Source organism: Pigmentiphaga sp. GD03639, assembly GCF_029845405.1.
GTDB classification, from domain to species: Bacteria; Pseudomonadota; Gammaproteobacteria; order Burkholderiales; family Burkholderiaceae_B; genus Pigmentiphaga; species Pigmentiphaga daeguensis.
The window spans coordinates 328999-353706 of sequence record NZ_JAOCLR010000002.1; the positions used below are offsets into that span (position 1 = coordinate 328999).

Annotated in this window: 25 protein-coding genes; 17 read left to right on the plus strand and 8 right to left on the minus strand. The window is 69.5% G+C overall.

Annotation, left to right across the window (positions count from 1 at the left end; genetic code table 11):
• Positions 1 to 36: 36 nt before the first annotated feature.
• Positions 37 to 1323, minus strand: coding sequence for a phosphate regulon sensor histidine kinase PhoR (gene phoR / locus N5K27_RS03530; protein ID WP_132979103.1), 1287 nt, complete (start codon positions 1321 to 1323; stop codon positions 37 to 39).
• A gap of 191 nt (positions 1324 to 1514) precedes the next feature.
• Positions 1515 to 2213 (minus strand): phosphate regulon transcriptional regulator PhoB, encoded by a 699-nt coding sequence (gene phoB / locus N5K27_RS03535; RefSeq protein ID WP_087841592.1) that lies wholly within the window; start codon positions 2211 to 2213, stop codon positions 1515 to 1517.
• Between the two features lie 141 nt (positions 2214 to 2354).
• On the opposite strand from phoB, the gene N5K27_RS03540 reads away from it, so the two are divergent.
• From N5K27_RS03540 to N5K27_RS03575, 8 genes are all read left to right on the plus strand, one after another.
• A complete protein-coding gene (locus tag N5K27_RS03540; RefSeq protein ID WP_087841593.1) occupies positions 2355 to 2780 on the plus strand; it encodes a DUF971 domain-containing protein in 426 nt (141 codons plus the stop codon).
• Positions 2777 to 3556: a bifunctional demethylmenaquinone methyltransferase/2-methoxy-6-polyprenyl-1,4-benzoquinol methylase UbiE gene (gene ubiE / locus N5K27_RS03545; RefSeq protein ID WP_087841594.1), complete on the plus strand. Its 780-nt coding sequence runs from the start codon at positions 2777 to 2779 to the stop codon at positions 3554 to 3556. The genes N5K27_RS03540 and ubiE overlap by 4 nt, the downstream gene beginning before the upstream one ends.
• Before the next feature lie 235 nt (positions 3557 to 3791).
• Complete coding sequence (locus tag N5K27_RS03550; protein WP_279814702.1) at positions 3792 to 4772, plus strand: TIM44-like domain-containing protein; 981 nt, start codon at positions 3792 to 3794, stop codon at positions 4770 to 4772.
• A gap of 129 nt (positions 4773 to 4901) precedes the next feature.
• Positions 4902 to 5531 carry an SCP2 sterol-binding domain-containing protein gene (locus tag N5K27_RS03555; RefSeq protein WP_087836770.1) on the plus strand — a complete coding sequence of 210 codons (630 nt, stop codon included), beginning with the start codon at positions 4902 to 4904 and terminating at the stop codon, positions 5529 to 5531.
• Between the two features lie 3 nt (positions 5532 to 5534).
• Positions 5535 to 7088 (plus strand): ubiquinone biosynthesis regulatory protein kinase UbiB, encoded by a 1554-nt coding sequence (ubiB, locus tag N5K27_RS03560; RefSeq protein WP_087836771.1) that lies wholly within the window; start codon positions 5535 to 5537, stop codon positions 7086 to 7088.
• Positions 7089 to 7173: 85 nt separating this feature from the next.
• Positions 7174 to 7932, plus strand: coding sequence for a sulfite exporter TauE/SafE family protein (locus tag N5K27_RS03565; RefSeq protein ID WP_087836821.1), 759 nt, complete (start codon positions 7174 to 7176; stop codon positions 7930 to 7932).
• Between the two features lie 154 nt (positions 7933 to 8086).
• A complete protein-coding gene (locus N5K27_RS03570; RefSeq protein WP_087836772.1) occupies positions 8087 to 9520 on the plus strand; it encodes a sodium:solute symporter family protein in 1434 nt (477 codons plus the stop codon).
• 145 nt (positions 9521 to 9665) lie between these two features.
• The gene (locus N5K27_RS03575) at positions 9666 to 10505 is read left to right on the plus strand and encodes a ferritin (protein WP_087836773.1); all 840 of its coding nucleotides are present in this window, start codon (positions 9666 to 9668) and stop codon (positions 10503 to 10505) included.
• Between the two features lie 38 nt (positions 10506 to 10543).
• On the opposite strand, the gene N5K27_RS03580 is transcribed toward N5K27_RS03575, so the two are convergent.
• The 3 genes from N5K27_RS03580 to N5K27_RS03590 all read right to left on the minus strand — a co-directional run bounded on the left by N5K27_RS03580 (position 10544) and on the right by N5K27_RS03590 (position 14317).
• Entirely contained in the window at positions 10544 to 11998 is a 1455-nt protein-coding gene (locus N5K27_RS03580) for a DegQ family serine endoprotease (RefSeq protein WP_279814708.1), read from the minus strand.
• Positions 11999 to 12335: 337 nt separating this feature from the next.
• On the minus strand, positions 12336 to 13661 hold the full coding sequence (locus tag N5K27_RS03585; protein WP_279814709.1) for an ATP-binding protein: 1326 nt from the start codon (positions 13659 to 13661) through the stop codon (positions 12336 to 12338).
• Positions 13658 to 14317, minus strand: a complete 660-nt coding sequence (locus N5K27_RS03590) for a response regulator (RefSeq protein WP_087836776.1) — start codon at positions 14315 to 14317, stop codon at positions 13658 to 13660. The genes N5K27_RS03585 and N5K27_RS03590 overlap by 4 nt, the downstream gene beginning before the upstream one ends.
• A 120-nt stretch (positions 14318 to 14437) precedes the next feature.
• On the opposite strand from N5K27_RS03590, the gene rfaE2 reads away from it, so the two are divergent.
• A complete protein-coding gene (rfaE2, locus tag N5K27_RS03595) occupies positions 14438 to 14917 on the plus strand; it encodes a D-glycero-beta-D-manno-heptose 1-phosphate adenylyltransferase (RefSeq protein WP_087836777.1) in 480 nt (159 codons plus the stop codon).
• A gap of 6 nt (positions 14918 to 14923) precedes the next feature.
• Here the strand turns inward: rfaE2 and N5K27_RS03600 are convergent, their stop codons facing one another.
• From N5K27_RS03600 to N5K27_RS03610, 3 genes are all read right to left on the minus strand, one after another.
• A complete protein-coding gene (locus N5K27_RS03600; RefSeq protein WP_279814712.1) occupies positions 14924 to 15790 on the minus strand; it encodes an SPOR domain-containing protein in 867 nt (288 codons plus the stop codon).
• A 21-nt stretch (positions 15791 to 15811) separates the two neighbouring features.
• Positions 15812 to 16660 (minus strand): type III pantothenate kinase, encoded by an 849-nt coding sequence (locus N5K27_RS03605; RefSeq protein ID WP_176400632.1) that lies wholly within the window; start codon positions 16658 to 16660, stop codon positions 15812 to 15814.
• 239 nt (positions 16661 to 16899) lie between these two features.
• Positions 16900 to 17739: a biotin--[acetyl-CoA-carboxylase] ligase gene (locus N5K27_RS03610; protein WP_176400633.1), complete on the minus strand. Its 840-nt coding sequence runs from the start codon at positions 17737 to 17739 to the stop codon at positions 16900 to 16902.
• Positions 17740 to 17871: 132 nt separating this feature from the next.
• Here N5K27_RS03610 and N5K27_RS03615 point away from each other — a divergent pair, with 132 nt between their 5' ends.
• The 8 genes from N5K27_RS03615 (at position 17872) to lipA (ending at position 24549) form a co-directional block, all read left to right on the plus strand.
• On the plus strand, positions 17872 to 19041 hold the full coding sequence (locus tag N5K27_RS03615) for a VanZ family protein (RefSeq protein WP_279814717.1): 1170 nt from the start codon (positions 17872 to 17874) through the stop codon (positions 19039 to 19041).
• A gap of 33 nt (positions 19042 to 19074) precedes the next feature.
• Entirely contained in the window at positions 19075 to 19392 is a 318-nt protein-coding gene (locus N5K27_RS03620) for a ferredoxin (RefSeq protein ID WP_087836781.1), read from the plus strand.
• 7 nt (positions 19393 to 19399) lie between these two features.
• Entirely contained in the window at positions 19400 to 20059 is a 660-nt protein-coding gene (locus tag N5K27_RS03625; protein ID WP_087836782.1) for an alpha/beta hydrolase, read from the plus strand.
• Between the two features lie 267 nt (positions 20060 to 20326).
• Entirely contained in the window at positions 20327 to 21487 is a 1161-nt protein-coding gene (locus N5K27_RS03630; RefSeq protein ID WP_254914538.1) for a D-alanyl-D-alanine carboxypeptidase family protein, read from the plus strand.
• Positions 21488 to 21642: 155 nt separating this feature from the next.
• Complete coding sequence (locus N5K27_RS03635) at positions 21643 to 22506, plus strand: D-amino acid aminotransferase (protein WP_087836784.1); 864 nt, start codon at positions 21643 to 21645, stop codon at positions 22504 to 22506.
• Positions 22507 to 22512: 6 nt separating this feature from the next.
• A complete protein-coding gene (locus tag N5K27_RS03640) occupies positions 22513 to 22791 on the plus strand; it encodes a DUF493 family protein (RefSeq protein WP_087836785.1) in 279 nt (92 codons plus the stop codon).
• Between the two features lie 6 nt (positions 22792 to 22797).
• A complete protein-coding gene (gene lipB / locus N5K27_RS03645; protein ID WP_087836786.1) occupies positions 22798 to 23484 on the plus strand; it encodes a lipoyl(octanoyl) transferase LipB in 687 nt (228 codons plus the stop codon).
• Between the two features lie 60 nt (positions 23485 to 23544).
• A complete protein-coding gene (gene lipA / locus N5K27_RS03650) occupies positions 23545 to 24549 on the plus strand; it encodes a lipoyl synthase (protein WP_087836787.1) in 1005 nt (334 codons plus the stop codon).
• Positions 24550 to 24708 lie beyond the last annotated feature (159 nt).

A 24708-nucleotide genomic window follows, 5' to 3' on the forward strand; every position in this document is an offset into this window, starting at 1 on the left:
GTGGGCATGCGGGCCTCCTTTTAGCGGGAACAGGCCCTACGCCACCCGGCTGTCGGGGAAATGCAGCGCGAAGGTGCTGCCCTGGCCAAGCTCGCTGGCGATCTCCAGTTCGGCGTCGTGCCGCATGGCGATGTGCTTGGTGATCGCCAGTCCCAGCCCCGTGCCGCCCGATTCGCGCGACCGGCTGCGATCCACGCGGTAGAAGCGCTCGGTCAGGCGGGGCAGATGGTGCGAGGCGATGCCTATGCCGGTGTCCTTCACGGAATAGCGAGCATCGCCGTCGGCGTCGCGCCGCCACCGCACCGTGATGTGGCCGCCCTCGGGCGTGTAGCGCACGGCATTGATCAGCAGGTTGGAGATGGCCGACGCGATTTCGGTACCGGTGCCCAGGATGTCCAGGCCTTCGTCGATCTCGCCGACGATCTCGTGGCGGCCGCCCGACAGGGCGCGGGCCTGGCTCAGGGCCGTCTCGATCAGCGCGGGCATGTTCACCGGCTGTGGATCGGTGGTGGGGGACGACTCCAGGGTGGACAGGGTCAGCAGGTCGGCCACGATGGCCTGCATGCGCTGGGCCTGGTCCAGCATCAGCTTCATGTACTGTTCGCGCTGCTCGTCGCTCAGCGCTTCGGTGGGCATGTCGCGCAGCGTTTCCAGGAAGCCCGACAGCACCGTCAGCGGCGTGCGCAGCTCGTGCGAGACGTTGGCGACGAAGTCGCGGCGGGTGGTCTCCAGCCGCTCGATCTGCGTCACGTCGCGCGTCAGCAGCATGCGCTGGTGCTTGTTGTAGGAAATGAGCTGCACCATCAGCAGGCGGTCGCCGCCGCCGGGGCTGCGCACCAGGCGCGGCGCGGGCCAGTCCTCCTGACGGGCGTAGTCCACGAACTCGGGGGCCCGCACCAGGTTGAGCAGGTTCTGGCCGCGGTCGGCCGGCAGGCGCAGGCCCAGGTGCTGGCGCGCGATGCGGTTGCACCAGTCGATGTGGAATTCCTTGTCCAGCGTGACCAGTCCGTCGGGCAGCGCCTGGGCAGCGGCGAAGAAGCCCTGCACGTTCCCTTCCAGCATCGCCAGCTGGCGTTCCTGGTTGCGCAGGTGCCGGTAGATGCGGGCCAGGGCCTCGTCCCACGAGCCGGCCGAGGGCGGCGGTGGCCGCTGCAGGTCATTGGTCCAGCGCGTGACGCGCGAGAGCTGCCAGATGTGCCAGACCAGCAGCGTGCCCAGGCCGAAACTGAAGACGGCCCAGCCGAAGCGGCCCGTGATCGGCCGCGTGAGGGCCGCCAGGCCGGCCCACAAGAGGACGACGATGAGGTTGCGTATCCAGACCATGGAGCGGATTGTCGCATTGCCCGGAGCCCGGACTCTGCCGTCTTGTATGTTTTTCGTATGAGTTTGCCAGGGCACGGCGGATCTGGCTTGCCGGTCCGCAAGTAGAGCCCCGCGGGCCCCGGCCCCCTCGGGGGGCCGCCGCATGGCGGCTGGGGGGCTCCCCATGCCGGGCGCGCGTCACGCGCAGAGGGTTATTGGCCTACAGGATGCGCCGTGAACCGGTAGCCGCTGCCGCGCACGGTCTCCACGTGCCCGTCGTGCTTGCTGGGCTCCAGTGCTTTGCGCAGGCGCCGGATGTGCACGTCCACCGTGCGCTCTTCGACGAAGACGTGGTCGCCCCACACCTGGTCCAGCAGTTGCGAGCGCGAGAACACGCGCTCGGGGTGGGTCATGAAGAAGTGCAGCAGGCGGAACTCGGTGGGACCGATGTTCAGGGTCACGCCGTTGCCGTTGAGCCGGTGGGTGACCGGATCCAGGCGCAGCCCGGCGACGTCGATCAGGTCGTCGGTGAGCTGGGGCGCGCGGCGCCGCAGGACGGCCTTGATGCGGGCCATCAGCTCCTTGGGCGAGAACGGCTTGGTGATGTAGTCATCGGCGCCCGCCTCCAGGCCGTCGACCTTGTCCTGCTCGGCGCCCTTGGCCGTGAGCATGATGATCGGAACGGCCTTGGTACGCTCTTCCGTCCGCAGCTTGCGGGCCAGCGATACGCCCGAGGTGCCGGGCAGCATCCAATCGAGCAGGATCAGGTCGGGGAGTTCGGCCCGGATCAGGGTCTGGGCCTGTTCGGCATCGGCCGCGCGCAGGACCTTGTGGCCCGCGAAGGACAGGTTGACCGAGACCAGCTCCTGGATGGCCGGTTCGTCTTCGACGACTAAAATAGTGCTGGACATGGGTATGCCGGTTGGGTTGCTGAAGCATGTCCATAGTATGGCGGTATTGTTTCAGGTATGTGACATGATCCGGCTCCCGGCGGGGGCCCGGCGCGGCGGCGGCCCCCATCGGCTACCATGGAGTCCTTACGCGAGAACAACATGGCCGGCCTGGACAAGAATACCCCTCTTCCCACCAACATCGTCGTGCATCGGCAGTCCAGGACGCTGGAGGTCGCGTTCGACGACGGCAGCAGCTTCCGCCTGCCCTTCGAACTGCTGCGCGTCTACAGCCCCTCCGCCGAGGTCCGGGGCCACGGGCCGGGCCAGGAGACGCTGCAGGTGGGCAAGCGCGACGTGGACCTCGTGTCCCTGGAGCCGGTGGGCAACTACGCGGTCCAGCCCACGTTCTCCGACGGGCATTCGACCGGGATCTACTCTTGGGACATCCTTTATGCGCTGGGCCGCGACCAGGACCGCCTGTGGGCGGAGTACCTCGCCGCCCTGGAGGCGGCGGGCGCATCGCGGGACCCCGAGCCCCGGGACGGAATGGCAACAACCGAAGTACGCCGTGAAGGTAAGCAATGAGCGATAAGCAGCACTCCCCCGCGCCGGCCGGCGGCACCACGCCGCCGGGCACGACCCATTTCGGCTTCCAGCAGGTGGCCGAGGCGGACAAGGCGCGCAAGGTGGCCGAGGTCTTCCATTCGGTGGCCGCGCGCTACGACGTCATGAACGACCTGATGTCCGGCGGCCTGCACCGGGCCTGGAAGGTCTTCACCGTGGCCCGCGCCGGCGTGCGCCCGGGCATGAAGGTGCTGGACATCGCGGGCGGCACCGGCGACCTGGCCAAGGCCTTCGCCCGGCGCGCCGGGCCCACCGGCGAGGTCTGGCTGACCGACATCAACGATTCCATGCTGCGGGTGGGCCGGGACCGGATGCTGGACGCGGGGCTGATGCTGCCGACCGCCGTCTGCGACGCCGAGAAGCTCCCTTTCCCCGACGGTTATTTCGACCGCGTCTCGGTGGCGTTCGGGCTGCGCAACATGACCCACAAGGACCGGGCCCTGGCCGAGATGACGCGGGTGCTGCGCCCCGGCGGCAAGCTGCTGGTGCTGGAGTTCTCCCGGGTCGCCAAGCCGCTGCGGGCGGCCTACGACTGGTATTCGTTCAACATCCTGCCCTGGCTGGGGCGCAAGGTGGCCCAGGACGAGGCCAGCTACCGCTACCTGGCCGAATCCATACGCATGCACCCGGACCAGGACACCCTGGCCGGTATGCTGGAACAGGCGGGCCTGGCGCGTGTCCAATATTTCAATCTGACCGCCGGGGTGGTCGCCCTGCACGAGGGCGTGCGGCTGTAGCGCCCGCTGTTTCAAATTCCTTCACGAATCCGGGGCGTTCCGACTGGCGATTTGCGCCATAGTCCGTTAAATTTCAGCTTATTGTCAGGAAAGGCTGCTACGACCGCCCGTCTGCGGGGACGTCGCGGCGCCGGGCATCCCGACCTGGCAGCAATGGCGTCCGCGCTGCCCGGCAAATCCGGCATCGGGGCCGGCAGGGCGGCGCCACGACATTGATTACAGGAGAATCCACACAATGTCCCGACGATTTTTTTCCAGGTTCATCCCGGCGCTGGTCATCGCCGTATCGACCGTGGCCATGCTGGGCGTCTCGCATGACGCCCTGGCCAAGCGCCTGGGCGGAGGCGGCAGCATGGGCCGCCAGTCCAGCAACGTGACGCAGCGGCAGGCCACGCCGCCCGCGCGTACGCCCCAGCAGAACCAGCAGGCCGCGCCGTCGGCGGCGCCTGCCGCCGCGGGGGCCGCCGCCGGCGCCACCGCCGCGCGCAGCGGCATGTCGCGCTGGCTGGGCCCCATCGCCGGCATCGCCGCCGGCCTGGGCCTGGCGGCGCTGCTGTCGCACCTGGGCTTGGGCGCGGCCGCGGCCGAGTTCATCGGCAGCCTGCTGCTCATCGCGCTGGCCGTCTTTGCCGTGCTGTTCATCGTTCGCCGGCTGCGCGGCGTCGGTCAGCAGCCGGCGCTCCAGGGCGCGGGCAACAGCCGCTTCCAGCAGCGCAACGACCCGCCTGCCACCATGGCGCGCGAATCGGTGGCGCCGGTGAACGCCGCGCCGGCGGCCGCGCCTGCCGCCTCCGCGGCGGCCACGGGTGCCGCGCCTACCGGCGAGTGGGGCATTCCCAGCGATTTCGACACCGCGAATTTCCTCAGCCACGCCAAGAGCTACTTCGTGAAGCTGCAAGGTGTCTGGGACCGCGGCGACGTGAACGAACTGCGCGACCTGGTCACCGACGACCTGCTGGCCGAACTCAGCCAGCAGATCGGCCAGCGCCAGGGGCAGAACGTGACCGAGGTAGTGCTGCTGAACGCCGAACTGCTCGGCATCGAGACCGTCTCCGACGGCCACCTCGCCAGCGTCCGCTTCTCCGGCATGCTGCGCGAGGCCCCCGGCACCGAGGCGTTCCGCTTCGAGGAAGTCTGGAACCTGTTCAAGCCCAACGACGGCGGTTGGCTGCTCGCGGGCGTGCAGCAGATCCCGGTGCAGGAGCACAACCGGTAACGCGCCGGCGCGCCACCCGGTAAACTTGCGGGGTCGAACCCCGTGGAACGCCCGTCCTCGGACGGGCGTTTTTCATTGGCAGGCCGGATTGCCGGTCGATTCTCCCTACAGGTTTCCGCCTTCCATCCTATGCCCGTGTCCCTGCCGTACCCTTCCGCCGTCGCCATCCGGGCGCTCGACACGCTGCTGCTGCGCGAGCCCTGGGCCCGCGAGCGGCTGCGCCCGCATGCCGGCAAGACGGCTCGCCTGGCCGCCGGTGCCTTCAACGTGACGCTGACGATCACCCCGCAAGGCCTGGTCGAGGCCGCCGTCGCGGATGCCATGCCCGACGTGACCCTGACCGTCGATGGCGGCAGGCTGCCGGAACTGTTGTCGGGCGATGCCGCCCGCAGGATGGGGGCGGTGCGCATCGAGGGCGACGCGGCGCTGGCCCACGTGCTGGGCGACCTGGCGCGGGACCTGCGGTGGGACGTGGAGGAAGACCTGGCCGGGATCGTGGGCGACATTCCCGCCGCCCGCCTGGTCAGCACGGCGCGCGGCCTGGCGGGCGGGCTGCGCGCCGGCGCCTGGCGGCTGGCCGAGAACGTGGCGGAGTACCTGACCGAGGAAAGCGGCGCCGTCGCGTCCTCGCATGCCCTGCAAGCCTGGGGGGGCGAGGTGCGGCGCCTGCGCGACGACGCCGAGCGCGCGGGCAAGCGGGTCGAGCACCTGCGGGCCCGGCTGGCCCGGCTGGAAGCCCGCCTGGGCGCGGAGGGCTAGGCCATGTTCACCTTCCTGCGCCTGATCCGCATCATGTTCGTCAGCTTCCGCTACGGCCTGGACGAACTCGTGATCTCCGGCATCCAGCACCCCTGGACCGAGCGCCTGCTGGTCGTGATGAGGCTGGGCCGCAAGCTGCATGCGCCGCGCGGCGAGCGGCTGCGCCTGGCGCTGGAGACGCTCGGCCCCATCTTCGTCAAGTTCGGCCAGGTGCTGTCGACGCGGCGGGACCTGATTCCCGCGGACATCGCCGACGAACTGGCGCGCTTGCAGGACCGCGTGCCGCCATTCCCGTCCGAGGTGGCGATCGCCAGCATCCGCAAGGAGCTGGGCCGGCATCCGGACGAACTGTTCGCCAGCTTCGAGCGCGAGCCGGTGGCCTCGGCCTCGATTGCGCAGGTGCACTTCGCGGTGCTCAAGGACGGCCGCGACGTGGCGGTGAAGGTGCTGCGGCCCAACATGGCGCCGGTGATCGACAAGGACCTGCGGCTGTTGCGGGCGGCGGCCACGCTGATCGAGAAGATCTCGGCCGACGGACGGCGCCTGAAGCCGCGCGAGGTGGTGGCCGAGTTCGACAAATACCTGCACGATGAACTCGACCTGCTGCGCGAGGCGGCCAACTGCAGCCAGCTGCGCCGCAACTTCGCCCCGGGCGGGCCGCGCGGCGACCTGCTGATCGTGCCGGAAGTGATGTGGGACTATTGCTCGTCGTCCATCTTCACGATGGAGCGCATGCGCGGCATACCCGTCAACCACGCCGCGCGGCTGGTCGAGGCCGGCGTGGACCTGAAGAAGCTGGCGCGCGACGGGGTGGAGATCTGTTTCACCCAGATGTTCGCGGACGGCTTCTTCCACGCCGACATGCATCCGGGCAACATCTACGTGTCGGACGATCCGCGCACGCTGGGGCGCTACATCGCGCTCGATTTCGGCATCGTCGGATCGCTGTCCGAGTTCGACAAGAACTACCTGGCGCAGAACTTCCTGGCTTTCTTCCGGCGCGACTACCGCCAGGTCGCCCGCCTGCACATCGAGTCCGGCTGGGTGCCGCCCGGCACGCGCGAGGAAGAGCTGGAAGGGGCGATCCGCGCCTGCTGCGAGCCCTATTTCGACCGGCCGCTGGCCGAGATCTCGCTGGGGCAGGTGCTGCTGCGCCTGTTCCAGACTTCGCGCCGCTTCAACGTCGAGATCCAGCCGCAACTGGTGCTGCTGCAGAAGACCCTGCTCAACGTCGAAGGGCTGGGACGCGAACTGGATCCCTCGCTGGACCTCTGGAAGACGGCCAAGCCCTATCTCGAGCGCTGGATGAACGAGCGCGTTGGCTGGGCGGCGCTGCGCAACAACCTCCGGCGCGAGTCGCAGCAATGGGCGCAGATGCTGCCCGAGCTACCGCGCCTGGTGCACCATCAACTGGCCCGTCCGGATCGTTCCGCCGATACCCTGGCCGAGCTGCAGCGGCTGCGGGCCGCCCAACAGCAGACCAATCGCCTGATGGCGGTGATCGCGGCGGTGCTGGCGGTGGGCGTGGCCGTGGCGCTGTGGGCGGTCTCGAGGTAGCCCGGGGCCTGGTTCAGGATTTTCCGAAGGCTGGATCGGCGCAATCCGCATTTCCAGCCGGCGCGGCTTGCGGCAGCATGGCGCCATGGACTCCTTGCTCTCTCTCTATTCCGCGGCCAGCTGGCCCCTGATCCTGCTTATCCTGGGTACCTTCTTCGTGGCTGGCGCCGTGAAGGGCGTCATCGGCCTGGGCCTGCCCACCGTCGCCATGGGGCTGCTGGGGTTGGCCATGGTCCCGGCGCAGGCCGCGGCGCTGCTCGTGGTGCCGTCCATGGTGACCAACGTCTGGCAACTGGCCGCCGGCGGCCGCTTCGTGCACCTGGCCAGGCGGCTGTGGCCCCTGCTGGCGGGGGTGGTGGCCGGCACCTGGCTGACGGCGGCGCTGGCCGGTACGGGGTCCCAATCCTGGGCGGTCCGGGCGCTGGGCGTGGCCCTGGTGCTGTACGCGGCCTTCGGCCTGATGGCCTTCCAACTGCGCGTGCCGCCGGGCGCCGAGCGCCGGCTGGGCGCGCTGGCCGGCCTGGCGACCGGCGCGGTGACCGCGGCCACGGGGGTGTTCGTGATTCCCGCCGTGCCCTACCTGCAGGCGCTGGGCCTGGCCAAGGACGAGCTGGTGCAGGCGCTGGGCATGGCCTTCACGGTCTCGACGCTGGCTCTGGCCGTGGCGCTGGCGCGCGGCGGCGCGCTGGGCTACCAGCAGATGGCGGCTTCCCTGGTGGCCCTGGTGCCGGCCATGGCGGGCATGTGGGCGGGCCAGTACCTGCGCCACCGCATCAGCCCCGCGGCGTTCCGCCGGGGATTCTTCACGGGGCTCGGCCTCCTGGGCCTGTATCTGTGCTTCTGAACCTGCCCGGGGATGCCGGCCGCGACGCTCCGGCCCCCACCGTGGCGCCCATGCCCACATGCCGTGACTCCCGCCCCGACGGACCTGGAAAGCCCTGGCCCGCTGTGCGATACTCGCGCGGTTTTGGCTTTTTTTCCCGGGTGGGCTCGGCATCATGGTGTTCTGGTTCGTCTTGCTCTACCTGCTGGTTTCCATCTGCATCGGCGTGGTCGCCGCCCGCCGGGTGTCGAACTCAGCCGACTACGCGGTGGCCGGCAGGTCGCTGCCCCTGTTCATCGTGGTCGCCACGACCTTCGCCACCTGGTTCGGATCCGAGGCGGTGCTGGGCGTGTCGGCCGTGTTCGTGCGGGAAGGGCTGGGCGGCGTGGTCGAGGATCCCTTCGGCGCCTCGATGTGCCTGGTGCTGGTGGGCGTATTCTTCGCCGCGCGGCTCTACCGGCACAACCTGCTGACGCTGGGCGACTACTACCGCGAGCGCTACGGCCCCATCGTCGAGGTCATCATGAGCCTGGCGATCATCATCTCGTACCTGGGCTGGGTGGCCGCGCAGGTCAAGGCCCTGGGACTGGTGTTCCACATGCTGGATCCCGGCGTGTTCTCGCAGACCAGCGGCATGATCATCGGCACCCTGATCGTGATGACCTACACGCTGTTCGGCGGCATGTGGTCGGTCGCGCTGACCGATTTCTTCCAGATGATCGTGATCGTGGCCGGCCTGTTCACCATCGCCTATTTCGCCACCGACCTGGCCGGCGGCGTGGGCGTGGTCGTGCACGAGGCGACCAGCCGCGACCTGCTCAACTTCCTGCCGCCCGCCACGACGCACGACATACTGTTCTTCTTCGCTGCGCTGGTCACGATGATGCTGGGCTCCATTCCCCAGCAGGACGTCTACCAGCGCGTGATGTCGTCCAAGGACGTGACGACGGCCCGGCGCGGTCCGGTCATCGGCGGGCTGCTCTACCTGATGTTCGCCTGCATCCCCATGTACATCGGCGTGGCCGCCTTCAGCGTGATGCCGGACACGGTCGGCTCGCTGCTGCAGGAGGACCCCCAGAAGATCCTGCCCACCTTCATACTCGAGCGCATGCCCACGCTGGCGCAGGTGTTCTTCTTCGGCGCGCTGCTGTCGGCCATCATGTCGACCGCCTCGGCCACGCTGCTGGCGCCTTCCACCACCTTCGCCGAGAACATCCTGCGCCACTTCCTGCCCGGCATGTCCGACAAGCATTTCCTGCGCGCGATGCGCGTGTCCGTGGTGCTGTTCGGACTGTGCGTGCTGACGTTCGCGCTCAGCACGTCCGACAGCATCTACGAGATGGTGGCCGGCGCCTACACCGTTACGCTCGTGGGGGCCTTCGTGCCGCTGCTCATGGGGCTGTACTGGCGGCGGGCGACCACGCAGGGGGCGCTGCTGTCCTCGGTGATGGGCGTGGCGGCCTGGCTGCTGGTCAGGGCTTTTGCCGCGGAGGATTTTCCGCCACAATTGGCGGGACTGCTGGCGGGTTTCGTCGGCATCTGGGCCGGCAGCCTCCTTCCCCAAGTGGTGCGGGCGCGCGAGCGGCCCGCACTGCATCCGGTCCTGTAAGTTCTGTTACAGGCGCCTTCCGCGCCACGCCCGGCCGGATCTGGAAGGAGTGTGTCATGCGGGGGTAAGACGCCCCCTGTATCGTTCGCCGACCTTCCGGCGACTTGGAACGCTCAAGCTGCCGGCTTCCATACAAGGGCCCATCATGCTGTACCCGGAACTATTCAAATCCCTGGAGTCCGTGCGCTGGGACATGGGGAAGGACGTGCCGTGGGACCAGTTCGACGCCAGTCTGCTGACCGACGAGCAGGCGCATACGATCAAGATGAACGCGATCACCGAGTGGTCGGCGCTGCCGGCCACCGAGATGTTCCTGCGCGACAACCGCGAGGACAGCGACTTCAGCGCGTTCATGTCGATCTGGTTCTATGAAGAGCAGAAGCACTCGCTGGTGCTGCAGGAATACCTGAAGCGCTTCCGCCCCGACATGCTGCCGACCGAGGAAGAACTGCACCACGTGCGCTTCGAGTTCGACGCCGCGCCCGCGCTCGAGACCCTGACGCTGCACTTCTGCGGCGAGATCCGGCTCAACCATTGGTATCGCCGCGCGGCGCAATGGCACAGCGAGCCGGTCATCAAGGCCATCTACAAGCTCATCGCGCAGGACGAGGCCCGCCATGCGGGGGCTTACCTGCGCTACATGAGGCGGGCCCTGACCGAGCGCGGCAAGGAACTGGCCGACCAGGCGCGCGCGGCCTTCGCCAAGATCGGCGTGCTGATGGCCTCGGCCAAGCGCACCTCGCAGGCGCTGCACCCCACGAACCTGCACGTCAACAAAAGCCTGTTCCCCAACGACACCGTGCAATCCCGGCTGCCCGAGCCGGGCTGGCTCGACCGCTGGCTGGACGACCAGATCCAGTTCGACCGGGAATGGGAAGGCAAGGTGGCCGACCGCATCCTGCACACCATGTCGACCCTGCTCGGCCGCAGCTTCGCGACCGTGCAGGACCTGAACCGCTATCGCAAGGAGCTGGCCGCTGGCTGAGCAGCGGCCAGTCGCGGGGCGATGCGAGGGGCTGGCGATCAGCCGAGCTGCACGGGCACGAAGATCTTGGCGTCGCCTCGCTGCACGAGCAGCGCCACGTTCTTGCCCGACTTCGCGATCAGCGAGCGAACCTGGTCGACGCTCTGTACCGGGACGCCGTTCAGCGACAGCAGCAGGTCCCCGGGCTCGATGCCGGCCTGTTCGGCCGGGCCGCCCACCTGCTCGACGACCAGTCCACCGCTGTCGCCGACGGCCATCCGTTCCTGCGGCGTGAGCGGCCGCAGGGCCAGGCCAAGCCGGCCGTGCGCGGCATCGCCTCGCGTATCGGCGCTGGCCGTGGCTTCGGCCTTGGCGCTGCCCAGCTTGGCGACGATGTCGCGCGGCGATCCATTGCGCCAGACTTCCAGCTTGACGTCCTGTCCCGGCGTGGCCAGGCTGATCACCGCGGGCAGGTCGCCCGAGGCCACCACGGGCTTGCCGTCGATCTTGCGGATGATGTCGCCGGATTTCAGTCCGGCCTTGTCCGCGGGGCTGCCCTTTTCCACGTTGGCGACCAGGGCGCCGGTGGGCGAGTCCAGCTTGAACGAGTCGGCCAGCGCCTGGTTGACTTCCTGGATGGTGACGCCCAGGCGGGCATGGTGGACCTCGCCATGCGCCACGATCTGGTCCTTGACCTTGGCCGCCACGTCGATCGGAATGGCGAACGACAGGCCTTGATAGCCGCCGGTCTGGCTGTAGATCTGCGAGTTGATGCCGACCACTTCGCCGCGCGAGTTGAATAGCGGCCCGCCCGAGTTGCCCGGATTGACGGCGACGTCGGTCTGGATGAACGGCACCGAGCCGTCGTTGGGCAGCGAGCGGCCCTTGGCGCTGACCACGCCCGCCGTCACCGTGTTCTCCAGGCCATAGGGCGAACCGATGGCCAGCACCCATTCGCCCACGCGCAGGTCGTTGGGATTGCCCACGACCACGACCGGCAGGTTGCGCGCGTCGATCTTGATCACGGCGACGTCGGTCTGGGGGTCCGAGCCGAGTACCTTGGCGCGGAACTCGCGCCGGTCGGTCAGCTTGACGGTGACTTCCTTGGCGTCCTTCACCACGTGGGCGTTGGTCAGGATGATGCCGTCGGGGCTGACGATGAAGCCGGAACCCTGCCCGCGCATCGGCACGCTATGCGTGCCGCCGCCACCGCCGGGATAGCCGGGGAAGCCGCGGAAGAATTGCGCGAACGGATCGCCGTCGTCGTCCGATACCTTGGTGGTGCCGGTCACGCTGATGTTGACCACGGCCGGGCCGTAGCGCTGCGTGATCTGCGAGAAATCGGGCGGCGTCACCGCCCCCACGGGCGCGGCAGCCTGGGCGGTCGCGGCGGAGACCGGCATGGCCTGCGTCGTGGAGACGCGCTGGAACGCGGTGGCGCCGGCTACGCCGAACACGCCGGCGGCAACCAGCGCGACGGCCAGATGCGAAGCGGAGAATTTGCGGGTGTTCATGGAGGGCTCCTCTGCCAGGTGATGGAACATGGCGTCATGGTGGAGCGCTTGTCTTAAATGGAGCTTAAGGGGCTCCCCCCTACGCGCTTCGCGCGCCCCCCAGGGGGCGATGCGGGTGGACCGGCGGAGCCGGATCCACCGCATCCTGGGTCTAGTACCGCGGTCTTGGGATGTGGCGCCGGTGCTTCGCTGGCTGCCAGCGGTAGCAACCGTGCTTCAGTTCAAGATAGTTTCCCGAGACCCAGGAAACCGCGGATCTGGCTTTGCCAGTCCGCCGGTTTCGCCCCCTTGAGGGGGCCCGCGCAAGCGGGTAGGGGGTGGGCTTCCCTTGCGCGCGTCAGCGCGTAGGGGAGGGAAACACCACCCTCGCGCGCAGGCCGCCCAGGGGGGAGTCCAGGAGTTCTATCGTGGCGTGGTGGCGGTCGGCGATGGCCTTGACGATGGCCAGGCCCAGGCCGCTGCCGGGGGTGTCGGCGGTGTGGGCGCGGTAGAAGCGGTCGAAGACGCGGCCGCGTTCGATCTGGGGGATGCCGGGGCCGTTGTCGTCCACGTCCAGCGTGACGCCCTGCGGGCCAGTCGAGAGCCGGACGTCGACGCGTCCGGATTCGGGGGCGTATTTGACGGCGTTTTCCAGCAGGTTGCGCACCAGCAGGACCAGGGCTTCGTCCTGGCCCGCGATACGCGCGCTGGCGGCGCCTTCCATGCCGAGGTCCACCCCGCGCGCGTGGGCCTGGGGCAGGATGTCGGCCAGCGCGGTGCGCACGACGTCGCCCAGGTCCACCGCCGCGAGCGCCGGCCCTTGCGCTTCCTGGCGCGCCAGCGAGAGCAACTGCTCGACCAGCCGGGTGGCGCGGTCTATGCCGGCCGCCAGCCGGGTCACCGCCACCTGGCGGGTGGCGTCGTCCTGGGCGCGGCGCAGCGATTGCAGCTGCAGCTTGAGCGCCGCCAGCGGCGAGCGCAGTTCGTGCGCGGCGTCACCCACGAATTGTTTCTGCGCGTCGAAGGCCTGGCGGACGCGGCCGAGCAGCAGGTTGAGCTCGTGGACCAGGGGCCGGACTTCGTCGGGCAGGCCGGCCTCGCTGACGGGCGACAGGTCGTCGGCCTGGCGCGAGGCGACCTGGCGGCGCGTGCGATCCACCGGGCCGAGCGAGAGGCTGATCACCCACCAGACGACCAGCATCAGCAGCGGCGCCATGGCCGCGATGGGCCAGATGGTACGCAGCGCGAGCGTGCGCGCCGTGCCGGTGCGCACGCGCACGTCCTGGGCGACCTGGATGATCTGCAGCGGCGCCTCCATCGAGTACATGCGGTAGGTGGCGCCGTCGGCCTCGACGGTGGAGAAGCCCAGGACGACGCGGTCGGGCAGCACGAGCTTGGGCGTGGAGCGGAACAGGCGCACGCCATCCGGCGTCCAGATCTGGATGATGAGGTCGCGCGCGGCCGGGTCGTCCAGCAGTCCGCCTTCCGGCCCGGTGCTGAACAGCGGATTGCCGTTGCCCAGCGCCAGCGCGGTGCGCTGCAGCTGGTAGTCGAAGATCTCGTCGGTCTGGACCAGCGCGCCGCGATAGGCGATGGCGCCTTGTACCAGCGCGGCCAGGAAGATGGCGGCCAGCAGGAAGGCCAGCAGGCGCGCGCGCAGGGAGTGGCCGGGCAGGAGTTTCATGATTTGGGAATGACGTAGCCCACGCCGCGCACGGTCTGGATGAATTGCGTGCCCAGTTTCTTGCGCAGGCCGTGGATGTAGACCTCGACCGCGTTGCTGCTGATCTCGTCCTTCCAGCTGTAGAGCTTTTCTTCCAGCTGGGCGCGCGACAGGATCAGGCCCGGCCGCGCCAGCAGGGGTTCGAGCACCGCCCATTCCTTGGCGGTGAGCGTGACGGGCTGGCCGTTGACGGTGGCGGTGTGCGTGGCGGGATCGAGGACGACGCCGTCGTGTTCGTACAGCGGTTCGGCCCGGCCCGCGCTGCGGCGGATCAGCGCGCGGATGCGGGCCAGGATCTCGTCCACGTCGTACGGCTTGACGACGTAGTCGTCGGCGCCGGCGTCCAGGCCGGCGATGCGCTGGTCGATGGCGTCGCGCGCCGTGGCGATGATGACGGGGATGCGGGCCTTGCGCGCGCGCAGTTCGCGCAGCACGTCCAGGCCATCGCCATCGGGCAGGCCCAGGTCGAGCAGCACGAGGTCATAGGCCTCGGTGCGCAGCGCGGTGTCCGCGCTGCCGGCGTTCTTGACCCAGTCGACCGCGTAGTGTTCGGCGCGCAGGACGTCCAGCACGCTCTCGCCTATCATCGGATCGTCTTCGACCAGCAGCAGTCGCATCGCATTTCCTCGTCCCGGGCAGGTCCCGGCCATGGACGCGCACAGTGTATCGCCCCGTGCGCGCGCCGCCGCCCGCTACCTCTACAATGGGCCGTTCCACCCTTTCCGTGCCGCCAGACCGTGCCAGCCCGTTTCGAATCCAAGATACTCAGTCCCGCCGCATGCGCGGCCGCCCGCGCGGCCTGGCCGCGCCCGCTGGTCTTCACCAACGGGGTGTTCGACATCCTGCACCGCGGCCACGTCACCTACCTGGACGCCGCCGCGCAACTGGGCGCGATGCTGGTGGTGGCGGTGAACACCGATGCCTCGGCGCGCCGCCTGGGCAAGGGGCCGGACCGGCCGCTGAACAGCCAGGACGACCGCGCGGCGCTGCTGGCGGCGCTGGCCTCGGTGGACGTGGTGACGTGGTTCGACCAGGACACGCCGCTGGAGCTGATCGGCCAGTTGCGGCCCGACCTGATCGTCAAGGGCGGGGACTACGACATGGACAAGCTGCCCGAGACCGCGCTGGTGCGCAGTTGGGGTGGCGACGCGGTGGCCATCGACTTCGAGCACGACCGTTCCACCACCAAGCTCGTGCAGCGCATCCGGACGCGCTGAGCGCCGTCAGCGGCAGTCGCGCACCGTGGGGCGGTCGAACAGGTTGCGCGCCCCTTCGATGGCGCGGCGGCCGGCGGCGGCGACGCCGTCCAGGCGCAGCCAGCTCTTGCCGCCCTGGGCGCCGCGCGCCACGACCTTGGCGTTGCGCACGCCCTGGCCCTGCAGGATCGTGGCCTGTTTCTTCGCCGCGGCCTCGGTGCTGAAGACGCCCAGCGAAATGGCGTGCTGGAGCGGGCCGCCTTCCTGGATCACGAAGTAGTCCTTGACGCCGTTCTTGCCGAACTGGGCGGCCGCGGCCTGCGCGGCCGAGGCGCTGGGCAGCGGCGGCACGATGACCATCCATCCCTGCTTGCCCGGTTCGCGCCGCGTGCCCTGTTTCGCGGCCGGCAGGTGGTCGTTCGCCCATTTCCTGGCGATGATGAGGTCGGCTTCGCTGAACGCGCCCCATTCCACGCAGGCGAGCGGTTCGGGCGGCGCGGGCGGGCTGGCCGGCGCCGCGGCGGGGGGAACGGTCGGGGGAATCGCCGGCGCCGGCTCGGCGTTGGCCGTGGCGGCCGCGGGAATGACGGCGCCGGCCGGGGGTGTGGTTTGCGCCGCGGAGCCTGGCGCGGCATCGATGTCGGCGGCGCCGGCCGAAGGCTCGGCGTCCGGGGCCGCCGGACTGGATTGCGCCGGTTCGGCGGGCGCGGGCGGCGCTTCGTCGGTGGCGTTGATGCCGGGCAGCCGGGGGACCTGTATGGTGTCGGCGCGCAGTTCCGAGCGCATCCGGGCGGGATCGCGGCCGCGTTCCGAGAAGGGCTGGCCGAACCAGCCGCGATCCAGCGCGAAGAGCGCCACGTTGGCCAGGAGCAAGACGACGAACAGGCTGCGCATGGAAAGCCGGTGGGTAGGGGGTCAGGAAGAGGGGGCGAGCCCCGATTCGGCCAGGCAGGCCAGGCCGTCGAGGACGGGATTATCGACGACCAGCACCTGGCGCGTCGAGCCGGCCGCGCGCATCAGGTGGGCGACTTCCCCGGCGATGGCGGACCAGGCGCCGCCGCTGGCCACCAGCAGCGGTTCCTGCCGGAAGCGTTCGCGCGCGGCCAGCCACTGGCGCGCCACCGCGCCGGCCTGGGCCGCCGCCACGCCGGACATGATGGCGTCGCCGGTGTTGTCGGGAAAAGGCGCGACCTGGCCGTTGGCGCGCGGCAGGCCGGCGGTGCCGGCCGCAAGCGACTGGCGCATCAGGTCGCGCCCCGGAAGGATCAGGCCGCCGACGAAGCGGCCGGAGCCGTCCAGGGTATCCACGGTGGTGGCGGTGCCGAAATGGGCCAGCACATGCACCGGGGCCGCGGCGCCGGGGGCGGCCTGGCGGCGCCAGCGGTTCCAGATCCCCACCAGGCTGAGCCAGCGATCCGCGCCCAGGCGCTCGGGGTGCCGGTAGCCATTCGTGACGCCCAGCAGACGCCGGCCTGCGCGTATCCAGTCCACCGCGCAGCCGTTGCGCGCCAGCAGCGAGGCGATGGTGCGCTCGCTGTCATCGCCGGCCACGTTCGAGCCCAGCGCGGCGCGGGGCCGCAGGCCCGCTTCGTCCAGCCAGGGCAGCAGGGCCTCGGGCACTTCCTCGTGGCGGAACGCGACCTGCAGGGACGTGCGCGGCACGGCCTGGCCCGAGGTCGCGTCGTCGTTCCGCCAGCCGAATTTCACGCGGGTGTTGCCGGCGTCGATCAGCAGCGTGCCCGCACGCTGCGCGGGCGCGTTCACCGGACTACCCTCCTGTCGCTGCGCGACATCCTCCCCGGGGGAGGACGCGCGCCCTTCGGGCGGCCGCGCGGGCGCGTTCACCGGACTACCCTCCTGTCGCTTCGCGACATCCTCCCCGCGGGAGGTCGCGCGCCCTCCGGGCGGCCGCGCGGGCGCGCTCACCGGACTACCCTCCTGTCGCTGCGCGACGTCCTCCCCGGGGGAGGTCGCGCGCCCTCCGGGCGGCCGCGCGGGCGCGCTCATGCGCCGGCCGTCCGCACGGAAATGTCGCCCACGGTGACGGCGCGCAGGCCGTCGGCGGCCTGGACCAGCAGCTTGCCGCTTTCGTCCACGCCCCGGGCCGTGCCTTCGAACAAGACGTGTCCGTTGTCCATGACCCGCACCGGCAGGCCGTACAGGGCGTCCCAGCGGGCGAACCGTGCCTGGAACGGGCCGAAGCCCTCGGCGGCGTAGCCGGCGATGGCGTCCTGCCAGGATCTTGCCACCGTGGCGGCCAGGCGCGCCGGGTCGTCGGCGCCGCCGGTCTGCGCCCAGTCGGCGACCTCGCGGCCCAGCGCCTGCGACAGCGCGGCCGCGCCGCGAAGGTTGATGCCGATGCCCAGGATCAGGCCCATGCGCCCCGAGGCCGGCACGGTCACGGTCTCGACCAGGATGCCCGCCAGCTTGGCCGTGTTCCACTGCACGTCGTTGGGCCATTTCAGCGCCAGCGCGCCGTCGGCGCCGCTGCCCAGCAGGTTGCTCAGGGCCTCGCACGCGGCCACGCCCGCCACCAGCGACAGCGGCGGCAGGCGCGCGGGCGGGATGTCGGCCTGCCAGCCGCAGGAGAAAAGCAGCGCGTCGCCCGCGCGGGTGCGCCAGGGCCGGCCGGCGCGCCCGCGTCCGGAGGTTTGCGCGTGGCTGCCCAGCAGCGCCGGCCCGGTGCCGCCGCGGCGCAGGTATTGCTGGAGGTCGGCGTTGGTGGACGCGGTGGCGTCCAGCCACGTCACGGTCCAGTCCGGCAGCAGGCGCCGCAAGCCGGCGGCAAGCTCCGCGGGCGGGGCAAGCCGGGCGTCGGAGAGGGCAGAGTCTGGTGCAACCATGGGTCTTCGTCGAGGGCCGCGCGTGGAACGCGGAAACACGGGATTGTAGGCAGAGCCGGCGGATTTCGCATGCCGGAGCCCGCAAAACGCATAAACTTGAGTCATGTCGTTTACGTTTTGCTCCCGCCGCCCATGAGCACGCCGCCCGAAGGACGTGCTCCCTCCCCCAGGGAGGATGTCGCGCAGCGACACGAGGGCACCCCGATCCCCCCGTCCGCCGTGCCCGTGCCATCGGGCCTGCACGGCGCGCCGCTGGCGCGGCTGGCGCTGTCCATCATCGTCCTGCTGGTCGTCTACGCCAGCCTGTATCCGTTCTCGGGCTGGGTGGACGTCGGCGTGCCGGCGTTCGCCTACCTGCGCGCGCCATGGCCGCAATACTGGGTCGGCTCGGAGATCATCGCCAACGTCGCCGCCTATCTGCCGGTCGGCGCGTTGTTCGTCTGGGCCGTCTATCCGGCCTGCAGGGGCCTGCTGGCCGTTGCCTTGGCCACGGTGTGCTGCGGACTGCTGTCGGGTGCGCTGGAGGCATTGCAGACCTATCTGCCCAATCGCATCGCCTCGAACGTGGACCTCGCCGCCAATACCGCCGGCGCCCTGCTGGGCGCGCTGGCCGGCACCGCCACGGCCTCCTGGCTGATCGGCCATGGCGCGCTGGCGCGCTGGCGCCAGCGGTGGTTCCGCCCCGAGGCCGGCCCTGCGCTGATCCTGGCGATGCTGTGGGTGTTCATGCAGATCCCGCGCCAGCCCATGCTGTTCGGTACCGGCGAGCTGTGGCTGCTGCTGGGCGACTGGGCCGCGCTGCCATCGGACGTGGTGGGCTTCCTGTGGTCGCCCGAGCCGGCGCAGCGCATCGTTGCCGAACAGATCTGCACCGCCGCCGCGGTGGTGGGGGCCGCGATGCTGCTCCTGCACGTGGCGCGCCCGGTGCCGGCGCGCGGTATCCTTCCTCTCGTGCTGGTCGCCTGCGCCGTGCTGGCGAAGGCGGCCCTGCAGCCCCTGGCCGTCCCCGGGCAGGCGCCCGGCGCGTGGGTCACCGCCGGGGCCGCCGTGGGCACGGCGGCCGGACTGCTGCTGGCGACGGGCATGGCCTACCTGAAACCGGCCTGGCAGCGGGCCCTGGGCATCACGGCGCTGTGCGTGCAACTGGGCATCGTCAACCTGTTTCCGTCCGACCAATATTTCGACATGACGACCGCGATGGCCCGCACGGGCTGGCTGCACCTGGAGTCGCTCACGCTCGGCCTGTCCGTGATCTGGCCGCTGGCGGCCCTCTTTTTCCTGGCCCGGCGGCGTTCCGCCTGACCACCCGAAGTCCCCATTCCTTTGCGAGCCGGTATGGAGTCCTACTACAAACACCACGTCTTCTTCTGCCTGAACGAGCGCGGGGCCGATGCCCCCCGGCCCAGCTGTGCGCGCCAGGGTGCGCAAGCCATGCAGGACTACGCCAAGAAACGCATCAAGCAGCTGGGGCTGGCCGGCAAGGGCGAGATCCGCATCAACAAGGCGGGCTGCCTGGATCGCTGCGAGGAAGGCCCCGTGCTGGTGGTCTATCCCGAGGGCGTCTGGTACACCTACGTGGACCAGAGCGACATCGACGAGATCATCGACTCGCACCTGGTGCGGGGCGAGCCGGTCGAACGCCTGAGGATCTGAGGTTCGCATGGCCATCACCACGGAACACCTGGTCCTGGAGGGCGGCGCCGGTGCCGTCGATTGCGCGCTCGATATTCCCGAAGGCGGCCTGGAATCCGCGCGCGGGTGGGCGCTGGTCCTGCATCCGCATCCGCTGTTCGGCGGCACGCGCGACAACAAGGTGGTCACCACGATCGCTCGCGCCTGCCTCCAGCAGGGGCTGGCGGCGCTGCGGCCCAACTTCCGGGGCGTGGGCGCATCGGCGGGGGAATTCGACAACGGCCAGGGCGAAGCCGCCGACATGCTGGGCGTGGTGGACCAGTTCCGCGACCGTTACCCGGCCCTGGCCGGCGGGCGCTTCGTGCTGGGCGGATTCTCGTTCGGCAGCGCGGTGGCCAGCCAGGTCCACGCCGGCTGCGGACCGCGGAGCGAGCGCGGGCTGGACATCGCGGGCCTGGTGCTGCTGGGGACCGCGGCCAGCCGGTTTTCCGTGGCCAGCGTGCCGGAAGACACCCTGGTCATTCACGGCGAACAGGACGATACCGTGCCGCTGCAATCCGTCATGGACTGGGCGCGCCCGCAAAGCCTTCCGGTAACGGTCATCCCTGGCTCGGGCCACTTCTTCCACGGCAACCTGGTGGTCGTGAAGCGGCTGGTGCTGGCCTACCTGGCCCGGGTCCTGGGATGACCGCCGCGACGCGATCCAGCTGTAGCATTCGGTTGCATCAGGTGTCCGGCACCGCGTCGCCGGCCCGGCGGCCCGGGTGCCTATAATCACGTTTTCCACCCCGCATCGCGGGGCGAGCGCCAGGCGGCCCCAGGGCATGCCCGGCGGCATGCCCCTCTTGCACGACCATCCTCCCACATGAAACTGCGCTTTTTCTCGTCTGGTCCGGGACGTCGGTTCGCACTGGCCACCGTGGCTTCCGCCTGCTTTCTCGCGTTCCCGGCCGCCATGCCTGCCTCCGCCCTGGCCGCCGCCGCACCGCCCGCCACCACTTCCACCGCGACGCCGTCCGCGCCGCCGATGTCGACCGTCGGCCTGCTGGCTTCCGTGCCGGCACCCGCGATCGCGGCGCGCGCGTGGGTGACCATCGATGTCACCAGCGACCAGGTCCTGGCCGAGGAACGTTCGAGCGAACGCATCGAGCCCGCCTCGCTCACCAAGGTCATGTCGGCCTACCTGGTGTTCAACGCGCTCAAGGAAAAGCGCCTGACGCTGGCCCAGACGGTCAACGTGTCGCAGAAGGCGTGGCGCACGGGCGGCTCGCGCATGTTCATCGAGCCGCGCAAGCCCGTCACGGTCGAAGAACTGATCCGCGGCATGATCACGCAGTCCGGCAACGACGCCACCGTGGCGCTGGCCGAGGCCGTGGCCGGCAGCGAGGACGCGTTCGTCGCGCTGATGAACCAGGAAGCCGCGCGCCTGGGCCTGAAGGAGACGCACTTCACCAACTCCACGGGCCTGCCCGACCCGCAGCACGTGACCACCGTGCGCGACCTGGCCCTGCTGGCCAAGCGGCTGATCCAGGATCATCCCGACTACTACGGCTACTACAAGGAACGCCAGTTCACCTACAACAAGATCACCCAGCCCAATCGCAACCGGCTGCTGTGGGTGGATCCGTCGGTGGATGGCATGAAGACCGGCCATACCGATGCCGCGGGCTATTGCCTGATCGCCTCGGCGATGCGCGGCGACCGTCGCGTGCTGACGGTGCTGGTGGGCGCCTCGAGCGAGAACGCCCGGGCGCAGGAAAGCCTGAAGCTGCTGAACTGGGGCTTCCAGAACTTCGATACCGTCAAGGTCTACGACGCCAAGCAGGCGGTGGTGGAGCCCAAGGTCTGGAAGGGCAGCGTGGGCAAGGCCAAGCTGGGTTCGCCGTCGGCGATCTGGGTGACCGTGCCGCGCGGCCAGGCCGGCAACGTCAAGTCCACCATCGAACGCACCGATCCCCTGGTCGCGCCGCTGCAGGCGGGCCAGCAGGTGGGCACGGTCAAGCTGACCCTGAACGACAAGCCGGTGCGCGAAGTGCCGCTGACCGTGCTCGAACCCGTGGACGTGGCCGGCATCTTCGGCCGGGCGTTCGACGCGGTTCGTCTCTGGTTTCAGTGATCCCCCCTACGCGCTGACGCGCGCCCCCCAAGGGGGGCGATGTGGGCGGACCGGCAAAGCCGGATCCACCGCATCCTGGGTAACACCGGGGTGATGGCGGGTGTAGGATGGTGATCGTGCGGTATGTTTGTCCGGGCTCTCATTGTGGGGTTGGAATGATTCCTGGTATCGAGGGTGATCCTCGGGTCTATCTGAACGGCGAGTTCACGCCGTTGTCGCAGGCCAAGATATCCGTGCTGGACCGGGGGTTCATCTTCGGCGACGGGATCTACGAGGTCGTGCCGGTGTATGGGCGCAAGCCGTTCCGGATGGCGCAGCATCTGGCCCGGCTGGAGCGCAGCCTGGCCGCGATCCGGATTCCGAATCCGCATACGGTTCAGCAGTGGCAGGATCTGGTGGGCAAGCTGATCGAAACCTCGGATGCACAGGACCAGATCGTCTACCTGCAGCTGACCCGGGGCGTGGCCAAGCGTGACCATGCCTTTCCGGCGCAGGTAGTGCCCACGGTGTTCGGCATGAGCAGCCCGTTCGCGCGGCCCTCGGCGCAGGCGCGGGAAAACGGCGTGAAGACGGTCAGCATGCCGGACGAGCGCTGGCTGCATTGCGAGATCAAGTCCACCTCGCTGCTGGGCAACGTGCTGGCGCGGCAGTTCGCGGCCGATCGCGACGTGCCCGAGGTGGTGATGTTCCGCGACGGCCATCTTTCCGAGGGCTCGTCCAGCAACGTCTGGGTCGTCAAGGACGGCCGGCTGCTGGCGCCCCTGAAGGACAACCTCATCCTGGAAGGCATCCGCTACGGTTTCATCGAGGACATGGCCGCGGCCCGGGGCATTCCGCTGGAGATGCGGCAGATTTCCCGGGCCGAGGTCGACGCGGCCGACGAACTGATGCTGTCGTCGGCCACCAAGGAAATCCTGCCCGTCGTATCCCTGGACGGCAAGCCCGTCGGCAATGGCCGACCCGGGCCGGTCTATGCGCGGCTGCGCGAGGGATACGACGAGGCGATCGCAAGGCTTTGATTCATCATGGCAGATTTACCTGAAGTTCCCGATTCGCTGATCGAATACCCGTCGGACTTTCCGATCAAGGTCATGGGCGCCCATCACCCCGATTTCGTCGCGGTGCTGACCGAGGTCGTCCTGCGCCACGATCCCGGGTTCGACCCAGAAACGGTGGAAAGGCGGCCCAGCTCGGGCGGCAATTACCTGGGCCTGACCTTCATCGTGCGGGCCACCTCGCGCGAGCAGCTGGACGCCCTGTATCGCGAGCTGACCTCGCACCCCATGGTCAAGTACGTGCTGTAACGCCGCATGCTGATCCGCTGGCTGCCGTCCCCCGCCGACTACCACGAGACCTGGGAGGCCATGAAGGCCTTCACGGCCGCGCGCGGGCCCGAGACGCCGGACGAGATCTGGCTGGTGGAGCATCCGCCGGTCTTCACGCTGGGCCTGGCCGGCAAGCCCGAACACGTGCTGGCGCCGCGCGACGTGCCGGTGGTCAAGAGCGATCGGGGCGGGCAGGTGACCTACCACGGCCCGGGCCAGGTGGTGGCCTATGTGCTGCTGGACCTGAAGCGGGCGGGGTACTTCGTCAAGGAATACGTGGCGCGGGTGGAGCAGGCGGTGATCGACATGCTGGCCGGCCTGGGCCTGCCCGATGCGCGCCGCAAGCCGGACGCCCCCGGCGTCTACGTCGACTGGCCCCGGCCGCCCCAGGCGGCGCTGGAGCTGGCCAAGATTTCCGCGCTGGGCATCAAGGTCCATCGCGGCTGCACCTATCACGGCGTGGCGCTGAACGTGGCGATGGACCTGTCGCCCTTCACCTGGATCAACCCTTGCGGCTACGCGGGATTGAGGACCGTGGACCTGGCGTCCTGCGGTTGCGGGATCGGCCTGGAAGAGGCCGGCAACCGCCTTGCGCGCCACCTGGAACGGACGCTGACGGCCCGGGCGCCGGCAGGGGCTTTGGCCGCCCCGGCGCCGGCGGCGGTAGAATAAGGGTCTTTACTAATCCCGGCCCCCGGTTCTACCCCGGTCACGCCGAACAGGAACCAGTCGATGAGCTCTGTGCCCGAAACGTCCGCCGTGGGCGGCAATGCCGACGCACCCGTGGCGGCACCGGCCTACGATCCGCTGCAGAAGCAGAAATCCGAATCCAAGGTCTCGCGCATTCCCGTCAAGGTCGTGCAGGTGGAGCGGCTCAAGAAGCCGGAATGGATCCGCGTGAAGGCGGCGTCCCCGGGGTCGCGTTTCTACGACATCAAGCGCATCCTGCGCGAACACAACCTGCACACGGTGTGCGAGGAAGCCTCGTGTCCGAACATCGGCGAGTGCTTCGGCAAGGGCACGGCCACGTTCATGATCATGGGCGACAAGTGCACCCGCCGCTGTCCGTTCTGTGATGTGGGCCACGGCCGTCCCGATCCGCTGGACACCGACGAGCCCCTGAACCTGGCCCGCACCATCGCCGCGCTGAAGCTCAACTATGTCGTGATCACCTCGGTGGACCGCGACGACCTGCGCGACGGCGGCGCCGCCCACTTCGTGGAGTGCATCGCCAAGACGCGCGAGCTGTCGCCCTCGACCCGCATCGAGATCCTGGTACCCGACTTCCGCGGCCGCCTGGATCGCGCGCTGGCCATCCTGAACGCCGGCCCGCCCGACGTCATGAACCACAACCTGGAAACCGTGCCCCGCCTGTACAAGCAGGCGCGCCCGGGTTCGAACTACGAGCATTCGCTCAGGCTGCTGGCCGAGTTCAAGGCGCTGCATCCGGACGTGCCGACCAAGTCCGGCCTGATGCTGGGCCTGGGCGAGACCGACGAGGAGATCCTGCAGGTGATGCGCGACATGCGCGCGCACAACGTCGACATGATCACCATCGGGCAGTACCTGCAGCCTTCCGAGCACCACCTGCCGGTGCTGCGCTACGTGCATCCCGATACCTTCGCGATGTTCGAGCGCGAGGCCTACGCCATGGGTTTCACCCATGCCGCCGTGGGCGCGATGGTGCGTTCGTCCTACCACGCCGACCAGCAGGCGCACGCGGCGGGCGTTGCCTGACGCGTCCGGGTTCCGCCGCCGAGAACGAGGCCTTCGGGCCTCGTTTTTTTTCGCCCGTCGCCTGCGTGGGCGCTTGACACCCCCGGTCCGGCTCTTTACCATGTTTCTTACAAAGAAATTCTTTTCTTTTTAAAAGAACAAATGAGAGACAGGAGCGGG